The 20,233-nt window shown below is 61.9% G+C and carries 16 protein-coding genes; 6 read left to right on the top strand and 10 right to left on the bottom strand.

Features of this window, described 5'->3' with window-relative positions; translation table 11 throughout:
* Positions 1 to 21: 21 nt before the first annotated feature.
* Positions 22 to 969: a LysR family transcriptional regulator gene (locus H281_RS0115540; protein WP_027777430.1), complete on the top strand. Its 948-nt coding sequence runs from the start codon at positions 22 to 24 to the stop codon at positions 967 to 969.
* A 96-nt stretch (positions 970 to 1,065) separates the two neighbouring features.
* Positions 1,066 to 1,371, top strand: a complete 306-nt coding sequence (locus tag H281_RS0115535) for a hypothetical protein (RefSeq protein WP_020068049.1) — start codon at positions 1,066 to 1,068, stop codon at positions 1,369 to 1,371.
* A gap of 104 nt (positions 1,372 to 1,475) precedes the next feature.
* Here the strand turns inward: H281_RS0115535 and H281_RS0115530 are convergent, their stop codons facing one another.
* The 7 genes from H281_RS0115530 to H281_RS0115500 form a co-directional block, all read right to left on the bottom strand.
* A complete protein-coding gene (locus H281_RS0115530; protein ID WP_020068048.1) occupies positions 1,476 to 2,510 on the bottom strand; it encodes an NAD(P)(+) transhydrogenase (Re/Si-specific) subunit beta in 1,035 nt (344 codons plus the stop codon).
* 63 nt (positions 2,511 to 2,573) lie between these two features.
* Complete coding sequence (locus H281_RS0115525; protein WP_027804633.1) at positions 2,574 to 3,395, bottom strand: fumarylacetoacetate hydrolase family protein; 822 nt, start codon at positions 3,393 to 3,395, stop codon at positions 2,574 to 2,576.
* Between the two features lie 82 nt (positions 3,396 to 3,477).
* Positions 3,478 to 5,673: an acetate--CoA ligase family protein gene (locus H281_RS0115520; RefSeq protein WP_020068046.1), complete on the bottom strand. Its 2,196-nt coding sequence runs from the start codon at positions 5,671 to 5,673 to the stop codon at positions 3,478 to 3,480.
* A 101-nt stretch (positions 5,674 to 5,774) separates the two neighbouring features.
* Positions 5,775 to 7,022 (bottom strand): formyl-CoA transferase, encoded by a 1,248-nt coding sequence (frc, locus tag H281_RS0115515; RefSeq protein ID WP_020068045.1) that lies wholly within the window; start codon positions 7,020 to 7,022, stop codon positions 5,775 to 5,777.
* 24 nt (positions 7,023 to 7,046) lie between these two features.
* Positions 7,047 to 8,810, bottom strand: a complete 1,764-nt coding sequence (locus H281_RS0115510) for a thiamine pyrophosphate-binding protein (protein WP_020068044.1) — start codon at positions 8,808 to 8,810, stop codon at positions 7,047 to 7,049.
* Between the two features lie 513 nt (positions 8,811 to 9,323).
* Positions 9,324 to 10,043, bottom strand: a complete 720-nt coding sequence (locus H281_RS0115505; protein WP_027777423.1) for a GntR family transcriptional regulator — start codon at positions 10,041 to 10,043, stop codon at positions 9,324 to 9,326.
* Complete coding sequence (locus H281_RS0115500) at positions 10,021 to 10,239, bottom strand: hypothetical protein (RefSeq protein WP_020068042.1); 219 nt, start codon at positions 10,237 to 10,239, stop codon at positions 10,021 to 10,023. The genes H281_RS0115505 and H281_RS0115500 overlap by 23 nt, the downstream gene beginning before the upstream one ends.
* A gap of 356 nt (positions 10,240 to 10,595) precedes the next feature.
* Between H281_RS0115500 and shiA the strand changes: the two genes are divergently transcribed.
* The 3 genes from shiA (at position 10,596) to H281_RS0115485 (ending at position 13,826) form a co-directional block, all read left to right on the top strand.
* Positions 10,596 to 11,912, top strand: coding sequence for a shikimate transporter (gene shiA, locus H281_RS0115495; protein ID WP_020068041.1), 1,317 nt, complete (start codon positions 10,596 to 10,598; stop codon positions 11,910 to 11,912).
* Between the two features lie 371 nt (positions 11,913 to 12,283).
* Entirely contained in the window at positions 12,284 to 13,687 is a 1,404-nt protein-coding gene (locus H281_RS0115490; protein WP_020068040.1) for an L-lactate MFS transporter, read from the top strand.
* Between the two features lie 10 nt (positions 13,688 to 13,697).
* Entirely contained in the window at positions 13,698 to 13,826 is a 129-nt protein-coding gene (locus tag H281_RS0115485; RefSeq protein ID WP_020068039.1) for an MFS transporter small subunit, read from the top strand.
* Between the two features lie 74 nt (positions 13,827 to 13,900).
* On the opposite strand, the gene H281_RS0115480 is transcribed toward H281_RS0115485, so the two are convergent.
* The 3 genes from H281_RS0115480 to H281_RS0115470 all read right to left on the bottom strand — a co-directional run bounded on the left by H281_RS0115480 (position 13,901) and on the right by H281_RS0115470 (position 19,001).
* The gene (locus H281_RS0115480) at positions 13,901 to 16,759 is read right to left on the bottom strand and encodes a YadA-like family protein (protein WP_020068038.1); all 2,859 of its coding nucleotides are present in this window, start codon (positions 16,757 to 16,759) and stop codon (positions 13,901 to 13,903) included.
* A gap of 386 nt (positions 16,760 to 17,145) precedes the next feature.
* Positions 17,146 to 17,571, bottom strand: coding sequence for a DUF3830 family protein (locus H281_RS0115475; RefSeq protein WP_020068037.1), 426 nt, complete (start codon positions 17,569 to 17,571; stop codon positions 17,146 to 17,148).
* Between the two features lie 506 nt (positions 17,572 to 18,077).
* Positions 18,078 to 19,001, bottom strand: coding sequence for a helix-turn-helix domain-containing protein (locus H281_RS0115470; RefSeq protein ID WP_020068036.1), 924 nt, complete (start codon positions 18,999 to 19,001; stop codon positions 18,078 to 18,080).
* A 175-nt stretch (positions 19,002 to 19,176) separates the two neighbouring features.
* On the opposite strand from H281_RS0115470, the gene H281_RS0115465 reads away from it, so the two are divergent.
* Positions 19,177 to 20,172 (top strand): helix-turn-helix transcriptional regulator, encoded by a 996-nt coding sequence (locus H281_RS0115465; RefSeq protein WP_027804632.1) that lies wholly within the window; start codon positions 19,177 to 19,179, stop codon positions 20,170 to 20,172.
* The last annotated feature ends 61 nt before the right edge of the window (positions 20,173 to 20,233 follow it).

Below are 20,233 nucleotides of genomic sequence, written 5' to 3'. Positions count from 1 at the left end.
ACGTTTGCTTATACATCGGCCATGACGATGCGCAATGCCACGCTCCGGCAGTTGAAGGTATTCGAGACCGTGGCGCGCCACCTGAGCTTTTCGCGCGCCGCCGAGGAGTTGCACCTCACGCAACCCGCCGTTTCCACACAGGTTCGTCAGCTTGAAGAGCACGCCGGCTTGCCGCTCTTCGAACAGCTGGGCAAGAAGATTTACCTCACGCCAGCCGGCACCGAAATGCTGCACTACAGCCGCGCGATCATTCAGCAGTTTCACGAAGTCGACGAAGCCATGAGCCAGTTGAAAGGCGTCTCCGGCGGCAAGCTGAATGTGGCGGTTATCAGCGCGGGCGACTACTTCTTTCCGCGACTGCTCGCGGAGTTCACGCGGCGCTACGCGGGCGTCGTGCTGAATCTTGCGGTGCACAATCGCGAGGAGTTGCTGCATCAGCTCGCGACTAACCAGACCGATCTCGCGGTGATGGTGCGCCCGCCGCATGAAATGGACGCCACGAACGAGCCGTTCGCGCCACACCCGTACGTGATCGTGGCCGCGCCTACGCATCCGCTCGCGCAAAAGCGCAACATCAGGATGAGCCAGTTGGCGAACGAGGCATTTATCGTACGTGAGCGCGGCTCGGACACCTGGAACTCCATGGAGGAAGGCTTCGCCGGTCGCCTCTCGAATCTGAAAATCGCGATGGAGATCAAGAGCACCGAGACGATCAAGCAGGCGGTCATTGCCGGCATGGGCATCGCATTTCTGTCCGCGCATACGATCAGTCTCGAGTTGCAGTTGGGCCACCTGGTCGTGCTCGATGTCGAGAGCTTCCCGGTCATGCTCAACTGGTATGTCGTTCATCGGAAGAACAAGCGTCTGCCGCCCGTTGCCGTGGCGTTCAAGCGCTTCCTGATGGAAGAAGGCGCGAGCCTCATCGAGAAGATCACTCGGGTGAAGGAACTGAGCGTGTATAAGCAATAGCCTATGGAAATCCAATAAAACTTTAACTATTGCAAATCGATCAGTACTTCTATGCTGCAAGCGAGTTCCATCACTTGTCAGCCCAGGAGGCCGATCATGAACCACGCTTCGGTTGCGACTCATGCCAGCGCACGGACAGCCCGCGCTAACGCCGACCATCCCAACGACCCGCATCTGAGCGCTTACAACGCCGCGTTCAGCGATCTGGGTCTGCGCTTTCGCTGGGACCACGCCACACTCGATATTCTCAGCGAGTTCAACAGCGAAGCCGCTCGCATCACCGCTTTTATCGAGCGCTTTCACGCGCATCTTCACCGCGCTTATGACGCCGATTTCCTCGCTCAACTGATCCTGCAGAAGAAAGCGCAGTACTACAGCGAATTTGCCGCTACTGGCGAATGAGCGGCACGGCGGGAACATGTTCCCGCCGCGTAGAGACTCTGTGGTTCCCGTTCCCTCTGCTGACAGATAGGCCGTCGAGGTCTGTGCTTTCATCGTGGCGGGCTTCATGGCTGTCGGCTTACCGGGGATCGGCTGGGCAGGCGGCGCGCCGCATAGGCGCGAACTTGCGATTGCCCGTTGCCGCTGTTATGCCAGCCTCGACGGTGACGGTATGCTGCCGCGCGCACCATGCCGGCGTCCCACACCTCACGCATGTCTTCGGGCTGTGCGTCATGTCGCCACTCCAACGCGACAGCAGTGCTGCGAACGCCGCGCGCGGCATGTGCATGCGCGTGGACGTTCGGACACTCGCAAAACTCCGAATACCCGGAACGCTCGGAACGATCGGAATACTCGCGACTGAGCATCGCATGCACGCCTATTGACGATGCAAGCGCACTGATTGCGAGCAGCGCGGCGAGTCCGAACGGCTGTACCGCTTCAGTCGCGAACCCGTAGCCGAGCCATCCACATAAGAGAAATGCAGCGACGTTGACGACGTCGTGGCCCCGACGCGCCGCCACACGAAGCGGCAACACACCGCGAAATTTGCAGAATGCAATTGCCGATGTGGCGAAGATCAAAGCGCCGGCGAACACGGCCATGCAAAGCTCGATCCGCTCGAAGACCGCCTCGATCGACGACGGCAGTGACGACGGCGGCGATAAATACCGCGCGACGCCGACGACCACGATCGCCAAGCCCATGCCGCTCGCCACCAGCGCGACGAGCGCGGGCTGCCGTGCCAGATTGCGCCGACGCACGAGCTGCGCACCGGCAAGGGCGCCTGCAACTGCCGCGCAAACATCGGCGACACCAGCACCCAGGCCCGCGGCGAATACGCCGGAAACGGTGGCGGCCAACGCGGCGGCACGCCAGCAAGGCTGACTTCCGAGCGCCGCATTCGAGCACGACCGCGAGCGCGAGTGATGAATCGGCATCCGCGGCAAGGGCCGCAGCATCTCAGGCAGTCCGTGTAACGGCAATTGCCCGAGCGCCGCAAGCACCGAGCCGAGCGCACAAGCCGACAGCCCGGCGAGCGTCACCGTCAACGGTACGAACATCCCCAGCCACACGGTACTGTCTGACGCTTGCGACACGCGTGCTCCTTCGTGTTCTCGATGCAACTCCGCGCGCTCGTGGCCCGCGGACCGACCCACCGTTCAAACGAGTCCCGCTACGACGCCTGGTTTCTGCGTCTCTGAACCGGCCGCGCGTGCCGCGTTCAGTGTATTGCGCAACGTGCCGATCCCGTCGATGGAAACCGACACCGTCGCTCCGTCCTTGATCGACCCCACGCCTATCGACGTACCGCATGCGATGACGTCGCCGGGTTCAAGCGTGAGGTCTTGCGAAATGAGGCTCACCTGCTCGGCCGGCGAAAACACCATGTCGGAGAGCGGATAGTTCTGCCGCTCGACGCCGTCGAGCATCGTCACCAGATTCGCGCTTTGCCAATCGAAGCCCGAGACGATCGCCGGGCCAATGCAGCAGAAAGTATCGAAGCCCTTGGCGCGGCACCATTGCGGAAAATGCGGATTCTCGTTGAGCAAATCCGCAGCGGTCACGTCGTTGACGAGCGTGTAGCCGAAGATCGCCTGAGCGGCCTCCTCGACGTCGGCATCCCGGCAGCGCCGGCCGATCACGATGCCCAGCTCACCTTCATAGACGATCTTGCCCGCGTAGCTGGCCGGGCGGCGGATCGGCTCATCGGAGCCGATCACCGAGCCCGCCGGTTTCAGCAGAAAGAGCGGGTGCGTCGGCACCGGCTTCTCGAGCTTTGCGGCAAGCGCGTGATAGTTGTTCCACAGCGCGACGATCTTGCCGGGCGCACAAGGTGCGAGCGGCGTCAGTGCGCGCGTGGACAACACCACGCCGGTCGGCACCGGCTGATCGAGACTTTCGTACTCGTGCAGGTAGGCACCTTCGACGCGGCCGAACACTACACCGCCGTCGTTCGACATGAAACGCATCCACGTATCCATATGCCGCTCCTTGAGCGCTTCGGCACGATCTTCGTCGCTCATCGCGACGAAAACCGTGCCGCCTCCTGTTTTACGCGTCAGGTCAGATCAACCCGGCACCGCGCGCCCACTGATACTTCGCACCCAGCACCGCGACAGGAATTTCCGTCGAATACGCGTACGCGGGAACACCATGCGCATACAGGTACTCGGCCGCCTCTTCCACCTGCACGTCGCCCGCGAGCGATGCAACGATCGGTTTCTCGATGCCGCGCGCTTTCATCTCTTCCTTCACCTCGACAACGAGTCGAGCGAACACCATCGGCGGCGTGATGATCGTGTGCCAGTAGCCGAGAATGATCGAGTGGATGCGAGGATCTTCGAGGCCGAGGCGTATCGTGTTCTGATACGTCGACGGCGGCTCACCACCTGTGATGTCGACAGGATTTCCGGCCGCGCCGAACGGAGGAATGAACTTGCGGAACGCGGCGTCGAGATCGGCGGGCATGGTCATCAGCGACAGGCGGTTGTCCACGCAAGCATCGGACAAGAGCACGCCCGAGCCGCCCGCCCCGGTGATGATCACCACGTTCTCGCCCTTCGGCGTGGGCAGTTTCGGAATGCCTCGCGCAAATTCCAGCAGATCGCGTAGAGAGCGGGCGCGTATCACGCCGCACTGCTTGAACACGTCTTCGTAGATGCGGTCGTTGCCAGCAAGCGCGCCCGTGTGCGAACTCGCAGCGCGCGCACCGAGACTCGTGCGGCCCGCTTTCAACACCACCACCGGCTTCTTCTTCGAGACACGCGCCGCCGTCTCCGCGAATGCGCGACCGTCTTTCAGGTCTTCGCAATGCTGCGCAATGATGTCGGTGTTTTCGTCCTGTTCGAAGAAGGTCAGCAGGTCGTCTTCGTCGATATCGGACTTGTTGCCGAGACCTACGATTGCCGACACGCCCATCTTCGCCGAACGCGAGAAGCCGATGATCGCCATGCCGATACCGCCGGACTGCGAAGACAACGCCGCCTTGCCCTGCACATCGTACGGTGTGCAAAACGTTGCGCACAGGTTCTTGGGCGTGTAGTAGAAGCCGTAAATGTTCGGGCCCATCAGGCGAATGTCGTATTCGCGCGCAATCGCAACGATTTCCTGCTGGCCCTCCACGTTGCCCGTTTCCGCAAAACCCGAGGGAATCAGCACCGCGCCGGGAATGCCTTTCTTGCCGACTTCCGTCAGCGCGCCGGCGACAAATTTTGCCGGAATCGCGAATACGGCAACGTCGATATCGCCCGGCACGTCCAGCACGCTTTTATAAGCCTTGCGTCCCATGATCTCGTCGGCCTTGGGGTGGATCGGATAGATCTCTCCCTGATAGCCGCCGTTGATCAGGTTCTTCATGACGGAGTTGCCGATCTTGCCGTCTTCCGCCGACGCGCCAATGACAGCGACGCGATCCGGCTTCATGATGCGGTTCATCTGCCGCACGATGTCTTCCTGACTCGGCCGGTAGCGCTCGACTGGCGGCTCGAAGTCGAGCACGATCCGTACGTCGGCGGCAATCGCGCCACGCTTGCTCGCGAACACCGGGTTCAGATCCAGCTCCGATATCTCCGGGAAGTCGGATACGAGCCGCGACACGTTTTCAATCAAGCCCGCGAGCGCCTCGCGATCGACCGGCTCGCCGCCGCGCACGCCTTTGAGCATCTCGGCTGCCGCAATGCCGTCGAGCATCGAACGCGCGTCGTCGCGTGTAGCCGGGGCGAGGCGGAACGTAATGTCCTTCAGCACTTCGACGAGTACGCCGCCAAGGCCGAACGCCACCAGCTTGCCGAACGACGGATCGGTGACTGCGCCGACAATCACTTCCTGGCCGCCGCCGATCATCTGCTGCACCTGCACGCCGAGCAGGTTCGCCTGCGCGTTATAGCGCTTTGCGTTCTCCATGATCGTCGCGAAGCCCTGCACGACATCGGCAGCATTCTTCACGCCGACGAGCACGCCGCCCGCCTCCGTCTTGTGGAGAATTTCGGGCGAAACGATCTTCAGCACGACCGGGAAGCCGATCTCGGTCGCAAATTGCGCGGCTTCGGCCGCGGTCGTGGCGAGCGCTTCTTTCGGCACCGAAATGCCGTAGACGTCGCACACGAGCTTGCCTTCCGGCGCGGTAAGCGAGGTGCGGCCTTCCGCTTTGGCGTGATCGAGAATATGCCGCACGACGTCCTTGTTGGCGACCTGCGCGTGGCCGTCGGGCGTGTGGGCGGTGCCGCGTTCTTTCAGTGAGAGCGTGTCTTCGTATGCCATGTCCTGCCGTCTCCAATGCGGGTTCGAAAGGCGCCGCCCGGCACCGCGCTCGCCTGAATGGCGAGCGGCGGGCGGCTTGCACTACGGTTTTTCTAATGCGCCTAGATGGCGCCGGCGGTACGCAATGCGCTGATCTGTTCGGGTGAATAACCCAGTTCAGCCATGACTTCGTCGGTATGTTCGCCAAGCAGCGGCGAGCGCTTGACTTCGGTGGGGCTGTCGGACAGTTTGATAGGATTGCCAACTGTCAGATATTTACCGCGCGTCGGATGATCGACTTCGACGATCGTGCCGGTTTGACGCAGCGAGGGCTCCTCCGCGATCTCCTTCATCGAAAGAATCGGCCCGCACGGAATGTCGTACTTGTTGAGGATCTGCATGGCCTCGAACTTGGTCTTGGTCATGGTCCAGCGCTCTATCTCCGCGAAGATATCTTTCAAGCGCGGCAGCCGAGCGGCGGGCGTCGCGTAGTCGGGGTCGGTGGCCCACTCTTCCTTGCCGATCACGTTGCAGATCTTCGCCCACACCGGTGCCTGCGTGATGAAGTAGATGTATGCGTTCGGATCGGTCTCCCAGCCTTTGCACTTCAGAATCCAGCCGGGTTGACCGCCGCCGGACGCATTGCCCGCGCGCGGCACCGCTTCGCCGAACTTGCCGTTCGGATACTGCGGATACTCTTTCATCACACCGGTGCGTTCGAGCCGTTGCTGATCGCGCAGTTTCACGCGGCACAGATTGAGCACGCCGTCTTGCATGGCGGCAAGTACGCGTTGCCCCCGGCCGGTTTGGGTGCGCTGATAAAGCGCGGTGACAATGCCGAGCGCGAGATGCAACCCCGTGCCGCTGTCGCCGATCTGCGCGCCGGTCACGACAGGCGGGCCGTCGTCGAAGCCCGTCGTGGATGCCGCACCGCCCGCGCATTGGGCGACGTTCTCGTACACCTTGCAGTCCTCATACGGACCAGGGCCAAAGCCTTTCACCGACGCAACGATCATGCGCGGGTTCAATTCCTGAATGCGCTCCCACGTAAAACCCATGCGATCGAGCGCGCCCGGCGCAAAGTTCTCCACCAGCACGTCGCATTTCTGGATCAGTGCTTCGAGAACCTGCTTGCCTTCGGGGTTCTTCGTATCGATCGTGACCGAACGCTTGTTATGGTTGAGCATCGTGAAGTACAAGCTGTCCACGTCCGGAATGTCACGCAGTTGTTCACGCGTGATGTCGCCTGCTCCGGCTCGCTCCACCTTGATCACGTCCGCGCCGAACCACGCCAGCAATTGCGTGCATGTCGGGCCCGATTGCACATGCGTGAAATCGAGAATGCGCACGCCGTCGAGTGCTTTGCCCATGTCGTGTCTCCTAAGGTGTCCGTATTACTTGTACATGGTCTGGTTCTTCGTGCCCGGCGCGTACTCGCGCGGGTCGACCCAGATGTTGACGACAGCCGAGCGCCCCGTGCGATGAATTGCTTCGCGTGCACGCTGCAATGCGCCTGCGATCTGCGCAGGGTCGCGCACTTCCTCGCCGTGGCCGCCGAGCATTTCGGCAAACTTGCTGAAGGGGACGTCGCTCAGCAGGTTGCCGACATTGCCGCGCTCGTCGCCATATTTGGCGAGCTGGCCGTAGCGGATCTGGTTCATCGCCGAGTTGTTGCCGATCACCGCGAGGTACGGTGCGCCGAAGCGGTTCGCCGTTTCCATGTCGAACGCGGTCATGCCGAACGAGCCGTCGCCGTAGTAGCACAGCACTTCTTTCTGCGGATGCGCGATCTTGGCCGCAAGCGCGAATCCGGTACCGACACCAAGCGAGCCGAGCGCGCCCGGGTCCATCCATTGGCCAGGACGGCGCGGACGAACGGCTTGCGCGGAGATCGTCACGACGTCGCCGCCGTCGCCGATATAAACGGTGTCGTCGGCGAGAAACTCGTTGAGCTCGTAAGCCACGCGATACGGATGAATCGGCGTGCTGTTCGACTTGAAGAGCGGCATGAGTTTTTCAGTTGCCGTCGCTTCGGCGTCCTGCAACTGCGCCATCCACTTACGGCGTGCCTGGCGTTTGTCGTCCTTCAGGCGGCCGCTTGCGGCTTGCAATACAGCGGCGAGGATCGCACCCGGATCGCCGACCAGCCCGAGGTCGATATCGCGGTTCTTGCCGACGGTCCGGTAGTCCATGTCGATCTGCACAAGCGTCAGTTCTTTACTGATGCGCTTGCCATACCCCATGCGAAAATCGAACGGCGTGCCGACGACAATGAGTACGTCCGCATTGGCAAACGCCTGTGAACGCGTGCGGTCGAAGTGATGCGGATCGCCCGGCGGCAGCAGCCCGCGGCTCGCGCCGTTGAAATAGCCGGGAATGTCGAGGCCGCGTAGCAGCGCGATCGCTTCCTCATGACCGCGCGCGGTCCACACCTGCTGTCCGTACAGAATCGCGGGGCGCTCGGAATTGACGAGAATATCCGCGAGTTTCTCGATGTCGCGCGGGTCGCCAATCGATTTGGTCGACGCGCGATAGTGACCCGGCTGCGGCACGACCGCGCGCGAGAGGTCGACTTCGCGGTCGAGTACGTCACGCGGAATTTCAAGGTATGCCGGACCGGGCGCGCCGTTGAAGCACTCGCGCGCGGCCATCGAGATCATGTCGGCGACCCGCTCCGTGCTCGACACGCTGGCGGCAAACTTCGTGATAGGCGCCATGATGTCGACGTGCGGCAGGTCTTGCAGCGACCCCATCTTGTGTTGCGTCAGCGCTCCCTGTCCACCGATATGCAGAATCGGGCTCTCCGAGCGGAACGCGGTCGCGATGCCTGTCACCGCGTTCGTGCAGCCGGGCCCCGCGGTGGTGACCACGCAGCCGAGTTTGCCGGTCTGCCGTGCATAGCCGTCTGCCGCGTGCGCGGCGACCTGCTCATGACGCACGTCGATGATGCGAATCCCTTCGTCCACACAACCGTCGTAGATGTCGATGATGTGGCCGCCGCACAGCGTGAAGATCGTATCGACCCCTTCGTTTTTCAGCGCCTTCGCGACCAGATGGCCGCCCGAGACGACGCCCGCGTTGCGCGTCTTCTGCTTGAGCGTGTCTTCGGCGGTGGTGCTGGCTGTGCTTGGGTTCAGGGATGAAACAACTGCGGACATGGTCGTCTCCTGTGTGTCGACCGGAGCCTGCGCTCTTGCGCTCGGTCCGGTCCCATGCTTTGGCATCGATGGAGGTCTACGCGTGAGCGCTTACTCCGGTCCCATGAAAGACTGCTGCTTGGTGGTTCTGTAACGGTTATCGACTGATGCCCCGTTCCGGGACCCGCCTTCGCGTTTAGCCTGACCTCTCCACATACGGTATGTGATATATCAAGAAGAGGCAAGAGTTATCCAACGGCTTTTTCAACATCTGCATTTCCCTGCAGAGCCTTACGGGACGAGCGATTGCCGCTTATCGCGGCTGGTCCCGAATACCGGTTCGAGGGAAAACACTGAGCGGACTTCATAAACGCTCACTGTTGATATATCACATACCACATTTCAAGAGCCGTCAAGCGCGGTGTTTCCCTACGCGCCACGCGCCAAATGAAAAAAGCCCGCGGCGTGCGAACACCGCGGGCTTTTTGCTACTGATGCAAGACCGCTGGCAGCGGCCTCGTCTAACTTACGTTGTCAGTCGAGAAAATCGCAATTCTTTTCCACGAACGCCGCCAGGTCGAGCGAATGCTGACGCGTGAGACGTTCCGCCAGTTCCGTGTCCCGCTTCTCCAGCGCCTCGATGATGCGTAAATGGTCGACGATCGACCGCGACGCGCGATCGCTCTGCGAGATCGTCATGCGCCGGATCGCACGCACGTGGATAAAAATATTCTTGATGGTGTCGAGAATGATCTGCGACTTCGACAACTCGACGATCGCCTGGTGAAAGGCGATGTTCGCGTCCGAATACTCGGCAATGTGCTCGGCCGGCGTCGCGTCGCGGAAATTGTCGAACATGTGCCGCAGGCGGGCGATTTCCTCGTCTGTAGCGCGCTGTGTCGCGAGACGCGCAGCCATGCTTTCGAGCGCGGCCCACATGTGGATCATTTCGACGATCTCGCGCTTGCTCTTGCGCACGATGTAAATGCCGCGACGCGGGACCATGCGCAGAAAGCCTTCCTGCTCGAGCAGCGTCATTGCCTCGCGCACCGGCGTCCGGCTTACTCCGAGCGTTTCGCTCAGCACGCGCTCGTCCAGACGGATTTCATCTCGAGTCTGGTAGATGTCCGCGTCGGCAATAGCCTGACGCAACATTGCGTAAGCCTGATCGCGCAAGCTCGCGCTTGCGCCGATAGGCTGTAAAGACAATGTCAAAGGTGTTGCCACTGCTTCAGTTTGAAGTTCCGACGACATTCATCGCCTCTTGTTGAACATGCATACGATAAGGCACCGCCGCTTCCGCGCGCTGCTCATCAAGGCCGATGAAGCGGCCATGTTGCGCTGCAAGTTGTGCGACCGGCTGCGGAATCCAGCGGGCCAGCAGAACGGTGGCGGCAGAGCCCAAGCCAACAACAGCGGCAGCCAGCAGCGAGAGAGGAACAAATTCCATTTGTAGCTCCAAACGATTGAGTGAAGGAATGACTCAATCATATGCTGCATCGCCGCAAAAATCAATATTCGGTATGTAGTATATCAGCGACTGTTGTTTTCACATCACCTCTTACGGTAGCACGCACCGCTCCGTCCCGCCTGCCCTTCAATTAAACTCGCGCCGCTCCGTGTATACACGGAAAACGCGCGCTATGCGCGCAGCAGCGTCCGATGATCGCGCAATATCGCCGAATTGCGGATTGTTCGGCGCCTGCCTCGTATTAATCTTCCGCACATCCTGCAACCGATCAGCCACGCCCGCATAAGCCGCGACGGCGCCGGTCGGCAGTTGTTTCGAGAATCCAAGGAGACCGTATGAGCACCACCCTCTCGCCGGCCGCAGTGGCCGACAATCGCGCGGCGCGCAACCGGGCACGCAAAGCGGCGCTCGGCAGCTTTGTCGGCGCTGTCGTCGACTGGTACGACTTCCTGCTGTACGGGATTGTTGCAGCACTGGTCTTCAACGCCGAGTTCTTTCCGAAAGTAAGCCCGGCGATGGGCACGCTGGCCGCCTTCGCCACATTCGGCGTCGGCTTTCTGTTCCGCCCGCTCGGCGGCTTTGTGTTCGGCCACTTTGGCGATAGGCTCGGTCGCAAGCGCATGTTAGTGCTCACTGTCATGATGATGGGCCTTTCTACCGCTGCAATCGGATTATTACCGTCGTTTTCGACGATCGGCTGGCTCGCGCCGGTGCTGCTCGTCACGCTCCGCGCGATTCAGGGCTTTGCGGTCGGCGGCGAATGGGGCGGCGCAGCGTTGATGGCCGTCGAAAGCGCGCCGGAAAAGAAGAAGGCGTTTTACAGCAGCGGCGTGCAGGTCGGCTACGGCGTGGGCCTCGTGCTGGCGACGGGCCTCGTCGCGCTGATCAGCCGCTCGATGGATAACGCGTCGTTCATGAGCTGGGGCTGGCGCTTGCCGTTTCTGTTCAGCGTGGTGCTGGTGCTGATCGCGATATGGATTCGCTCCAGCATGGAAGAGTCGCAGGAGTTCGTCGAAAAAGTCGGCGCGCGCGGCGAACGCAGCGTGCGGCTGCCGATTGTCGAAGCTCTGCTGCGTCATCCGAAGGCGTTCCTGCTGATCATTGCGCTGCGTCTTGCCGAGCTGTTCACGATGTACATCGTGACCGCGTTCGCGCTCAACTACTCGACGGCGAATCTTCACATGCCGCGCGAATTTTTCCTCACGGTCGGCCTGCTCGTCGGCGCCGTGAGCTGCGTGACGATCCCGCTATTTGCCATGCTCGCCGACCGTTTCGGCCGCCGCCGCGTCTATATTGTCGGCGCGCTCGTCGGCATGTTCAGCGCGGTGCCGTTTTTTCTTGCTCTCGAAGCGCGCTCGACCGTATGGATCGTGGTGTTCGCCGTGATGCTCGCGAACATCGCGCACGACATGGTGGTAAGCGTTCAGCAGCCGATGTTCACCGAACTCTTCGGCACCGAATATCGCTACAGCGGCGCGGGTGTCGGCTATCAGGTAGCCAGTGTGGTCGGCGGCGGCTTCACGCCGTTCATCGCGGTCGCGCTGGTCAGTTTTGCCGGCGGTTCGTGGCATCCGGTGGCGGGCTATCTCGCGATCGGCTGCCTGATTTCAGTGCTAGTCGCTGCGAAGATGAAAACCGGGCGCACTGTCTGAACGACCGACCGCAGTTAAGAAAAGCCGGCGTGGCGCGATGGCCACCGCCGGCTTTTTTTACTTTATGCACCAGGTCGAACGGCTCTCTTCGGTAGGCCGTACCTCGAGTTCACGCGTTGGCTGCCGCGATGTGACAGATCTCCGTCGCATTTCCTCGGGCAATGCCTTATGCAGTTCTATCTCATATTGCCAACCCGGGCCTGCCGCCCTATCGTTCGACCAAGCAAGTTTCCAGCGAAATTTGCGCGCGTTCATATGAAGCTCAGCCGCATATATGAACCAGCATCCCGTAGCAATTTTTACGCCGCCAACACTAAAGCATTCGGTCTGATGCGCCGATAACAAAGACTTCGCTTTCCGGGAGACCGACCATGAGCAGTATCACCGAGCCGCAGCACAATTCAGGCTCCGCGCCATTCTTTTCCAAGGAAGCCACCATCGCAAAACCCGGGTTTTCGCGCTGGATGGTTCCGCCCGCAGCACTTGCCGTTCATCTCTGTATCGGCCAGGCCTATGCGTTCTCCGTGTTCAACGGCCCGCTGACCAAGGTTATCGGCATCACGCAATCCACTGCGGACGACTGGTCGCTGACCTCTCTCGGCTGGATCTTTTCGCTCGCGATCGTATTCCTCGGCCTGTCGGCGGCGTTCGCCGGCAAGTGGCTCGAACACGTCGGCCCGCGTCGCACGATGTTCACGGCTGCCTGCTGCTTCGGCGGCGGCTTCCTTATTTCCGCGCTGGGCGTGTACTTGCACCAGATCGTGCTGCTCTATCTCGGCTATGGCGTGATCGGCGGGATCGGGCTCGGCTTGGGCTACGTATCGCCGGTGTCGACGCTGATACGCTGGTTTCCGGACCGCCGCGGCATGGCGACCGGCATGGCGATCATGGGCTTCGGCGGCGGCGCGATGATCGCGGCGCCGCTGTCCGTCGCGCTGATGAATCACTTCCGCAGCGCAACGAGCATCGGCGTAGCTGAAACCTTCATCGTGCTCGGCATCGTGTACTTCATCTCGATGTCGATCGGCGCATTGGCGATTCGCGTGCCGCCGGCGGACTGGAAACCGGCAGGCTGGACTCCGCCGCAAACCTCGCAGCAGAAGATGATCACGCGCAACCACGTGCACATCGACGAGGCCCTGAAGACGCCGCAGTTCTATCTGATCTGGCTCGTGCTGTTCCTGAACGTCACTGCGGGCATCGGCATTCTCGGCCAGGCTTCGGTCATGATTCAGGAAAGCTTCAAGGGCACCGTGACGGCGGCCGCCGCAGCCGGCTTTGTCGGCCTGCTGTCGCTGTTCAACATGGGTGGCCGCTTCGCGTGGGCATCGGCTTCGGACTGGATCGGCCGCAAGAACACCTACTTCATCTTTTTCGTGCTCGGCGCGGTGCTGTATTTCCTGGTGCCGAGTTTCGCCGCGTCCGGTCAGATGGCGCTCTTCGTGCTGGCCTACTGCATCATCCTCACGATGTACGGCGGCGGCTTTGCGACGGTGCCCGCCTATCTCGCCGACATGTTCGGCACGGCATTCGTCGGCGGCATTCATGGACGTTTGCTGACCGCGTGGGCCGCGGCTGGCGTTGCGGGCCCGGTGCTGGTCAACTACATTCGCGCCTATGAAGTCGCGCACGGCGTGGCAAAAGCGGACGCCTACACGATGACGGTTCACATCATGGCCGTGCTGCTGGTGATCGGCTTCATCTGCAATCTGTTGGTCAAGCGTGTGGACGACAAGCATCACATGACCGACGCACAAGTCGCCAAGGGCGCATAAGGAGACTCGCATGTCGACCGTTCAACCCGTACACCCGACCAACAAGGTCAAGCTCGCCGTATTCTGGCTGTATGTGATGGTTCCCCTTGCGTGGGGCGTGTACAACACGCTCGCGCAAGCGATGAAACTGTTCCAGTAAGCCGCACCCGCACCCCGCCGTTTGCACGGTGGGGTGCCCGCCACCGGCACCTCTCGCCGCCTGGCTTCACCTCCTCACCACTGATACGCGGCGCCGGCGCCCACCGAAGTCGTCACCGAGCTAATGCCCGCGCTCAGCTTCACCTTGAAATTCTGCGCGACGCGCGCCGACAGCCCGACCGCCACCGCCTGATACCCCATGTAGCCCGCTGTGCCCACGCCGATTGCGAGGTTCTTCGTCGCGTCGACGTCGGGAACCATGTTCATCGCCATTGCCGAAGCCGTTCCGGCATAGGCGCGCCGGGCGAGATCGCCCATGCCGCTTTGGAGCTGCTGCATGTTGACGGCGTCGCCCGCCGCCTGTCCCGGCGCGAGGTTGGTGATACGTCGCTCGTTGCCCGGCGAGCCTACCGAGACTGTATCCGGCTGATCCGCGACCGCCCCTTCGCCAAGCGCGACCGTGTTTGCAGCCGATGCTTGCGCGCCGCCGCCCAAGGCCAGCGAACCGTTTCCGGTGGCCTGCGGAGCTTCTGCGGAACTGTTGACGGCCATGTAGGCATTGCCAGTGGCCGCATAGTTCTTGACGCTCTTGTCGATGCTGCTGATCTGCTGGTTGGTTTGCCACAGCTGCGCGCCGGTGACCGCGTCGCTGCTGGTTGCCGAGACCTCGCCGTTCTTCAGGTTGGTCAACTGCACTGTTGCCGCATTAGCCGATATGCCGCCGAGCGTGACCTTGTCATGGGCCGAGCTGTCGTACTGCAGCGCGTTCGCGACCGTTCCGCCGATGCGGCCGACCGCGTTTTGCAAGCCGGCGATATCACCGCTGTTCTGCGTGACGCGGCCATCGAGATTGCTGAGCGCGCCGCCGACAGTGTTCACCACCTGGCCGCCCACCCTGTACGACGGCGCGCTAATCGAGCCGTCGGCATTTACCGTGGACCCGCCGCCTAGCGCCGTGGCCGTGCTCGCTGCCTGCGCGAAGAGTTGCGAGCCGTTGACCGCCTCAGTACTCGCCGCGTTCAGCGAGCCCCGCGCGACGCCGGTCACCACGCGATTGCCCAGCGTGCCCGCCACGCTGATTGCCCGGCCGTCCGTCAACGCGCCGATCTGGATGACGCGTGAGGCCGGATCTTGCGTTACGAGGCCAATGCCGCCCACCTCGACTTTCTGCTGCAAGGTGGTCAACCCGTTGTCGAGCGAGCCGAGCGCATCGCCGACGTTGCTCTGCGTCCTGCCCTGCACGTGATACGACGGAGCAATCACCGAACCGTCGATACCGATCTGTGCGCCGCCGCCAAGTCCGGCCACGACCGGACTGAACTGCGCGAAGTTGATCGCCGACGTGTCCGTGCGGCCCGCTGCGACGCCGGTTAATTGGCGTGCGCCGCCGGTGCCCGCAAAATCGACGCGTGCGCCATTCGTATTCTGTCCAACGCTGATGATGCGCGACACCAGGTCTTGCTGGACGACCCCGATCTCGCCGTTCGTGATCTGGTTCGCAACGTTCGTGAGGTTGCCCTCGAGCGTGGTGGTGCGCGTGTCCAGCCCGGCGATCTTCGTTGTGTTCACGTTCACGCGCTGATCGAGATTGGCGATGTTCGTTGTGTTGGTGCCGACGCGCCCGTCGAGGGTCGCGATGTTGTCGCTGTTCAACGCGATCGCCCGATTGGCTGCGAACAGTTGCCCGCCGTTTACTGCGTCCAAGCTGTCGCTCGTGAGTTGCCCAGCGCTGACGTTGGTCACGCGAACCGGCGCGCCGGCGCTGCCGAGCGTCATGCTGTCGTGCACGGAAGAGTCGTATTGGACCGAATTGGCGGTGGCCGCCGCGATCGCGCTCGCGCCTGCCGCCGTACTCGTCGCGGTACTGGTTGCAACGCTCGTCGTGACGGCTGCCGCCAGGGCCGATCCGACGTCGCCATATGTAACTCCGCCGATGTTGTAGGCAGGGGCCTTTGCGGTGCCATCTACATTGACCGCCGACCCGCCGCCCAGCGCCGCGGCCACACTCGCCGCGTTGCCGTACAGTTGCGCACCGTTCACGGCGTCGGTGCTCGACGCGCCGATCGCGCCGCGCGACAGGCCGGTGACCGTGCGGTTGCCGTTCAAGCCCGCTACGTTGACCCGAATACCTGTAGACGACGGCCCAACCAGGATGTCGCGCGTACCAAGATCCTGTTTGACGAGGCCGATGCTGCCGGACACGATTTGCGACTGCAGCGACGTGATGCCCGCGTCCAACGAAGTAAGCGCGTTGCCCACGGTGGTTTGCGTGGCAGACTGCACGTAGTACCTCGGGCCGACTGTCGAGCCGCTCGCACTGACGGATGCGCCGCCGCCCAGTGTCGACACGACCTGCTTGAGTTGGGTCACATTGACCGCCGACTGCGCTCCGGTGCCCGCCGCGACGCCGACCAGCTCACGCGGCCCGCCGAGTCCGGTGAAGTCCACGGAACGGCCGTCAATGCCTGCGCCAACGGTGAGATTGCCTGTACCGAGGTCCTGCCGAACCAGCCCGATCTGACCGTTGTCGAGATTGCTGGCGAGGCTGGAAAGGCTTGCCGAATTCTGCGAGACCGCGTCATTCGTTGCGTGGAGTTGCGCGCCTGTTACCGCATCGGTGCTGTTCGCGTTCAGCGCAGCTTGCGCCAGGTTGGTCAGCTTGACGGGAGTACCCGAGTTGCCGAGCGTCACCATGTCATGTGCTGCGCTATCGTAGAACAACGCGTCGGCCACATTCGCGCAGCCGGCTGGCGCGCATTCCTGAGCGCCAGCCGGCTGCGCAAACACCAGCGCGCCGACCAGACCAGCGCTCGCAGCGGCCACGGCCCGGCATACCGAAGCGCATCTCGCGCCGCCGCTCCTCGCTGCTTCAGACGCCGCCACATACACGCGCCTCGCTTCGTTCCATACAGTTTTATAGGTCTTGTTCAACATTCCTCCCACTCGGAATCGATTAATTTTTGCCAATATTTTCTTATGTCATCCTAAGTATCATTTGCAATAAAGAGGCTCAGGACGCCCCGGATTAACCGGCAAACAAGGCTTAAACCGCGAGTGTGCAGTCGCCTCCGGGATTCGCGAATACGATTAATCCTAAAAGCTAATTTTTAGCTTTAATTAGCTAAAAGGCATAATGCGATTCAGACGGAAACTGCCAAATGTCTTAATCCGGAATCTGCGTAATTAAGCGGCTTTAAGTGGAATGCTGAGAGTGGCCGAGAACCGGCCTGGAAGAAATACGAGCCAGTCAATGCTGGCTCGTAAGTAGAAAAACTGTGGCGCTGCGAGCGTCGCGGCGCGGTGCCAAATGTTGGGAGCGCTCAGATCTTTTCGAAGAGTACGTCTTGCGCGCCTTCCCACAGCACTTTGACGCCGACTTCGCGCAAGTTCTCCTTGCCTTCGACAATGGTCAGGAAATGGTTGCCCGCAAGCTGCCCCATCTTGCTCGCGAAGCAGCACGAGCCATAGGCGATGAGGAGTTCCGTTTCGCTGTAGCCACCCGGATAAAACAGAATGTCGCCGACCGACGGATGGCTCGTGTGATTCTCGAAGCCGACCGCCGCGCCGTCGTTCTCGAGCTTGAACTCGCCGAGCGGCACCCAGCAGCCTTCGCCACTCCAGCGCACATGGATGATCTTCTGGCGGTACGGCAACAGCTTCAGGAACGCGGCCACGGTTTGCGGCGCGTCGGGATTCGTTTCGGCGATAAAGACGTGGCCGCAGGAGGTGATTCGAAGTCGGGTCATCGCTAGGTATCCGGTAAGTCGGTGAGATGAGGATGAGGATGAGGATGGTCGGTCGGATGCGGCTCGGGCCAAGCCGTGGGCCGGTCATTCTGTCGTCCCGTGCAAGGCTTAGACAGATACAGTTCGCAACCCGCCTGTCAGGCCAGTTCGACCCGCAACGCCCGGCGCCAATCACAGCGTGCGCGGGTGGAGGCGGCACCCCCGTGCCAGATTCGCCTCCGTAGCGCCACGAATGTTCGTAGTTTGCAAGCCGCGCAATGCACAGCACACTTCGAAAGGTGCGTGATTCCTACAGACGGCATTCCGGCTAAGCCTTCCCTTGTACGGCGCAGTCGACCGGCCGCCAACCCAAAGCGCGAACGAAAGGCGCAGCGCCGCCAGGCTTCGGAGGGCGTCGCTTGCACCTGCGAGTGCAGCGGTCCCCGTTTCTCACCGGCCGTTGCCGGAACCCCGCCTACGGCTACACTGTCCACTTGCCCGCCGTTGCTGGCGCGCCATCCGCCTGTTCAGCCGCGCAGCCGGTAGCCAAGCGGTGTGACGCCGTAATCGCGTTTGAACTGTACGGAGAAGTGACTGGCATTCTCGTAACCAACCGCAATCGCAATCTGCAGCACCGTCTGATCGGTCGAACGCAGCAGCTTCGCCGCTTGTTCGAGCCGCAAGCGCGTCACGTACTGGTGCGGGGTTTCGCCAGTTTCACGGCGAAACACGCGGGCAAAGTGGAAGCTGCTTAAACCAGCCTGCGCGGCGAGATCGCCAATGGCCAGATCCGCGCCCAGGTTCGCGCGTATGTATTCGGTCACGCGGCGGATGCGGCGCGGTACCAGCCGTTCGGGCTGCGCGAGGCGCGCCGTCCCCGCTTGCCGGCCGCCTGAATAATGTTGAAGAAGATGCGCGGCAAGCGCGTGGATCAGCGCATCGACATAAAGCCGCGAGTCGGCCGGATCGCTGGCGGCGCGGTGCAATGCGTTCAGCATGGCTGCGACCAGCGGGTCGCGGAACCGCATTGCGTCGCTGAGCGATAGCTCGCGGCGCGATCCGTCGAGCTCCATCTGATCGGCCACGCTGTCGATCAGGCTGCGCTCAATATGTAAATGGACGGTCGACAGCGGCTTATCGCTGATCGAACGCCACCGCCAGGAGACCGGCGCGGGCGGCACGTACCAGACGTCGCCCACTCGAAGGTCGGCGCTTTCCCAGCGCCCGTTCAGATTGCGCTCGAGATGCTCGGCGCCGCTCGCGAGCGTCATCAGCGTGAGGTCTTGCAGACCGGGTGCTTCCAGCAGTTCCTGCTCGTCCGGTTCGAGATAGGAGCGCAACACCAGGTGCCGCCACGGGCGATCCACGCTCGACACCAGTTTTTGGCCCGCCATGTAGCGGTCGTAGGCAAGCGTCGTTGTCAGCTTTGGAATTCGTGTCATCACGTCCATTCCCAAGGAGGTGCCGTATGCAAATGAGAGAACTCTGTCACACCCGCGTTACCGGTCGGCTGTCAGCGCAAGATCGCGAAAATGATAGCAAGGAACCGGCTACCGCAATTTTCGGAAATAGCTAATCATTAGGGTGTCGTCTTTCACGCGTTTCGAACGCCGGAGCTACCGTTTCATGGAACACGAATGCGATACGCTGCCGCATTGGCTGACCGGTTCGCCGCAGGGCGAATCCGGCCATGCATCCGCAGCATACAACCCGGCGGTCACCGCACAACCGGCCTACCCGGCCGGCACGCGGCAGCCCGCCAAGTCAGCCCACGCGGCTGACGCATCGATGGTATCGAGCCGCGCGGCAACAGGCGCGGCGCCCGCTGGTTTCCTGACCCTCTTCACCGAGGAGGAGATCGGCACGCCCGCGCCCGCCGCACGGCGCGCGCCCGTCATCAGTCCGCTGGTGCGTTTTGGCAGTGCGCAGGACCGCATCGAATTCGTGCGGCAACGCATCAGGCAACTGGGCTTCAACTCGTTCAGCTATACGGCCACGCGCACGTTCGCGCATCGCAAGACCATGTTCGTGCTGACGAGCTACGAGTCGCAAAGCTGGCTGACGCGCTATTTCCGCGAGCGCTATTTCGAACTCGATCCGCGCGTGGCGCTGGCCTCGCCGACCGGCATGCCGTTCCTCTGGAACACGGTCGACATGCGCGCCGACCTGCCGCGCGCGCAAATGCGCAGCGAGCGGCTCGGCGGCCTGATCGACATGCTGGAGGAGACCGGCCGGAAAAGCGGCATCCTCACGCAGATGCCGCTGCCCGAGCCGGAGTTGAGCGCGAGCCTGTGCTTCAATTCGGAGATCGGCAACCCACGCTGGATGACCGAATCGATCGTCGCGGAAACGCTGATGTTCGCGCACACGATTCATGAATTCATCTGGACGCACGCGAAAAGCGTAATCGGCATGACGCCCGAGCAGCAGCGCGTCACGCTGAGCGAGTTGCAGCACGCGGTACTGAAGGCGGTGGTTCAGGGGCAGCGCGACAAGGAAATTGCGTATTTCCTCGGGCTGTCGCCGCATAACGTCGACTATCACTTGCGGCGTCTGCGGCAATTGTTCAATGTTCGCAACCGCGTACAGCTGATCAATGTCGCGAAAGCGTACGTGTCGTAGACCGGGTCGGTGTTGCAGTAACTCATGCGAACGGCATGACGGCGAGCGCCGTCATGCCGTT

The sequence above is a fragment of the Paraburkholderia caledonica genome (assembly GCF_000383275.1).
In the GTDB taxonomy this organism is placed as follows: domain Bacteria; phylum Pseudomonadota; class Gammaproteobacteria; order Burkholderiales; family Burkholderiaceae; genus Paraburkholderia; species Paraburkholderia caledonica.
This window is presented reverse-complemented; position numbering and strand designations above follow the sequence as displayed.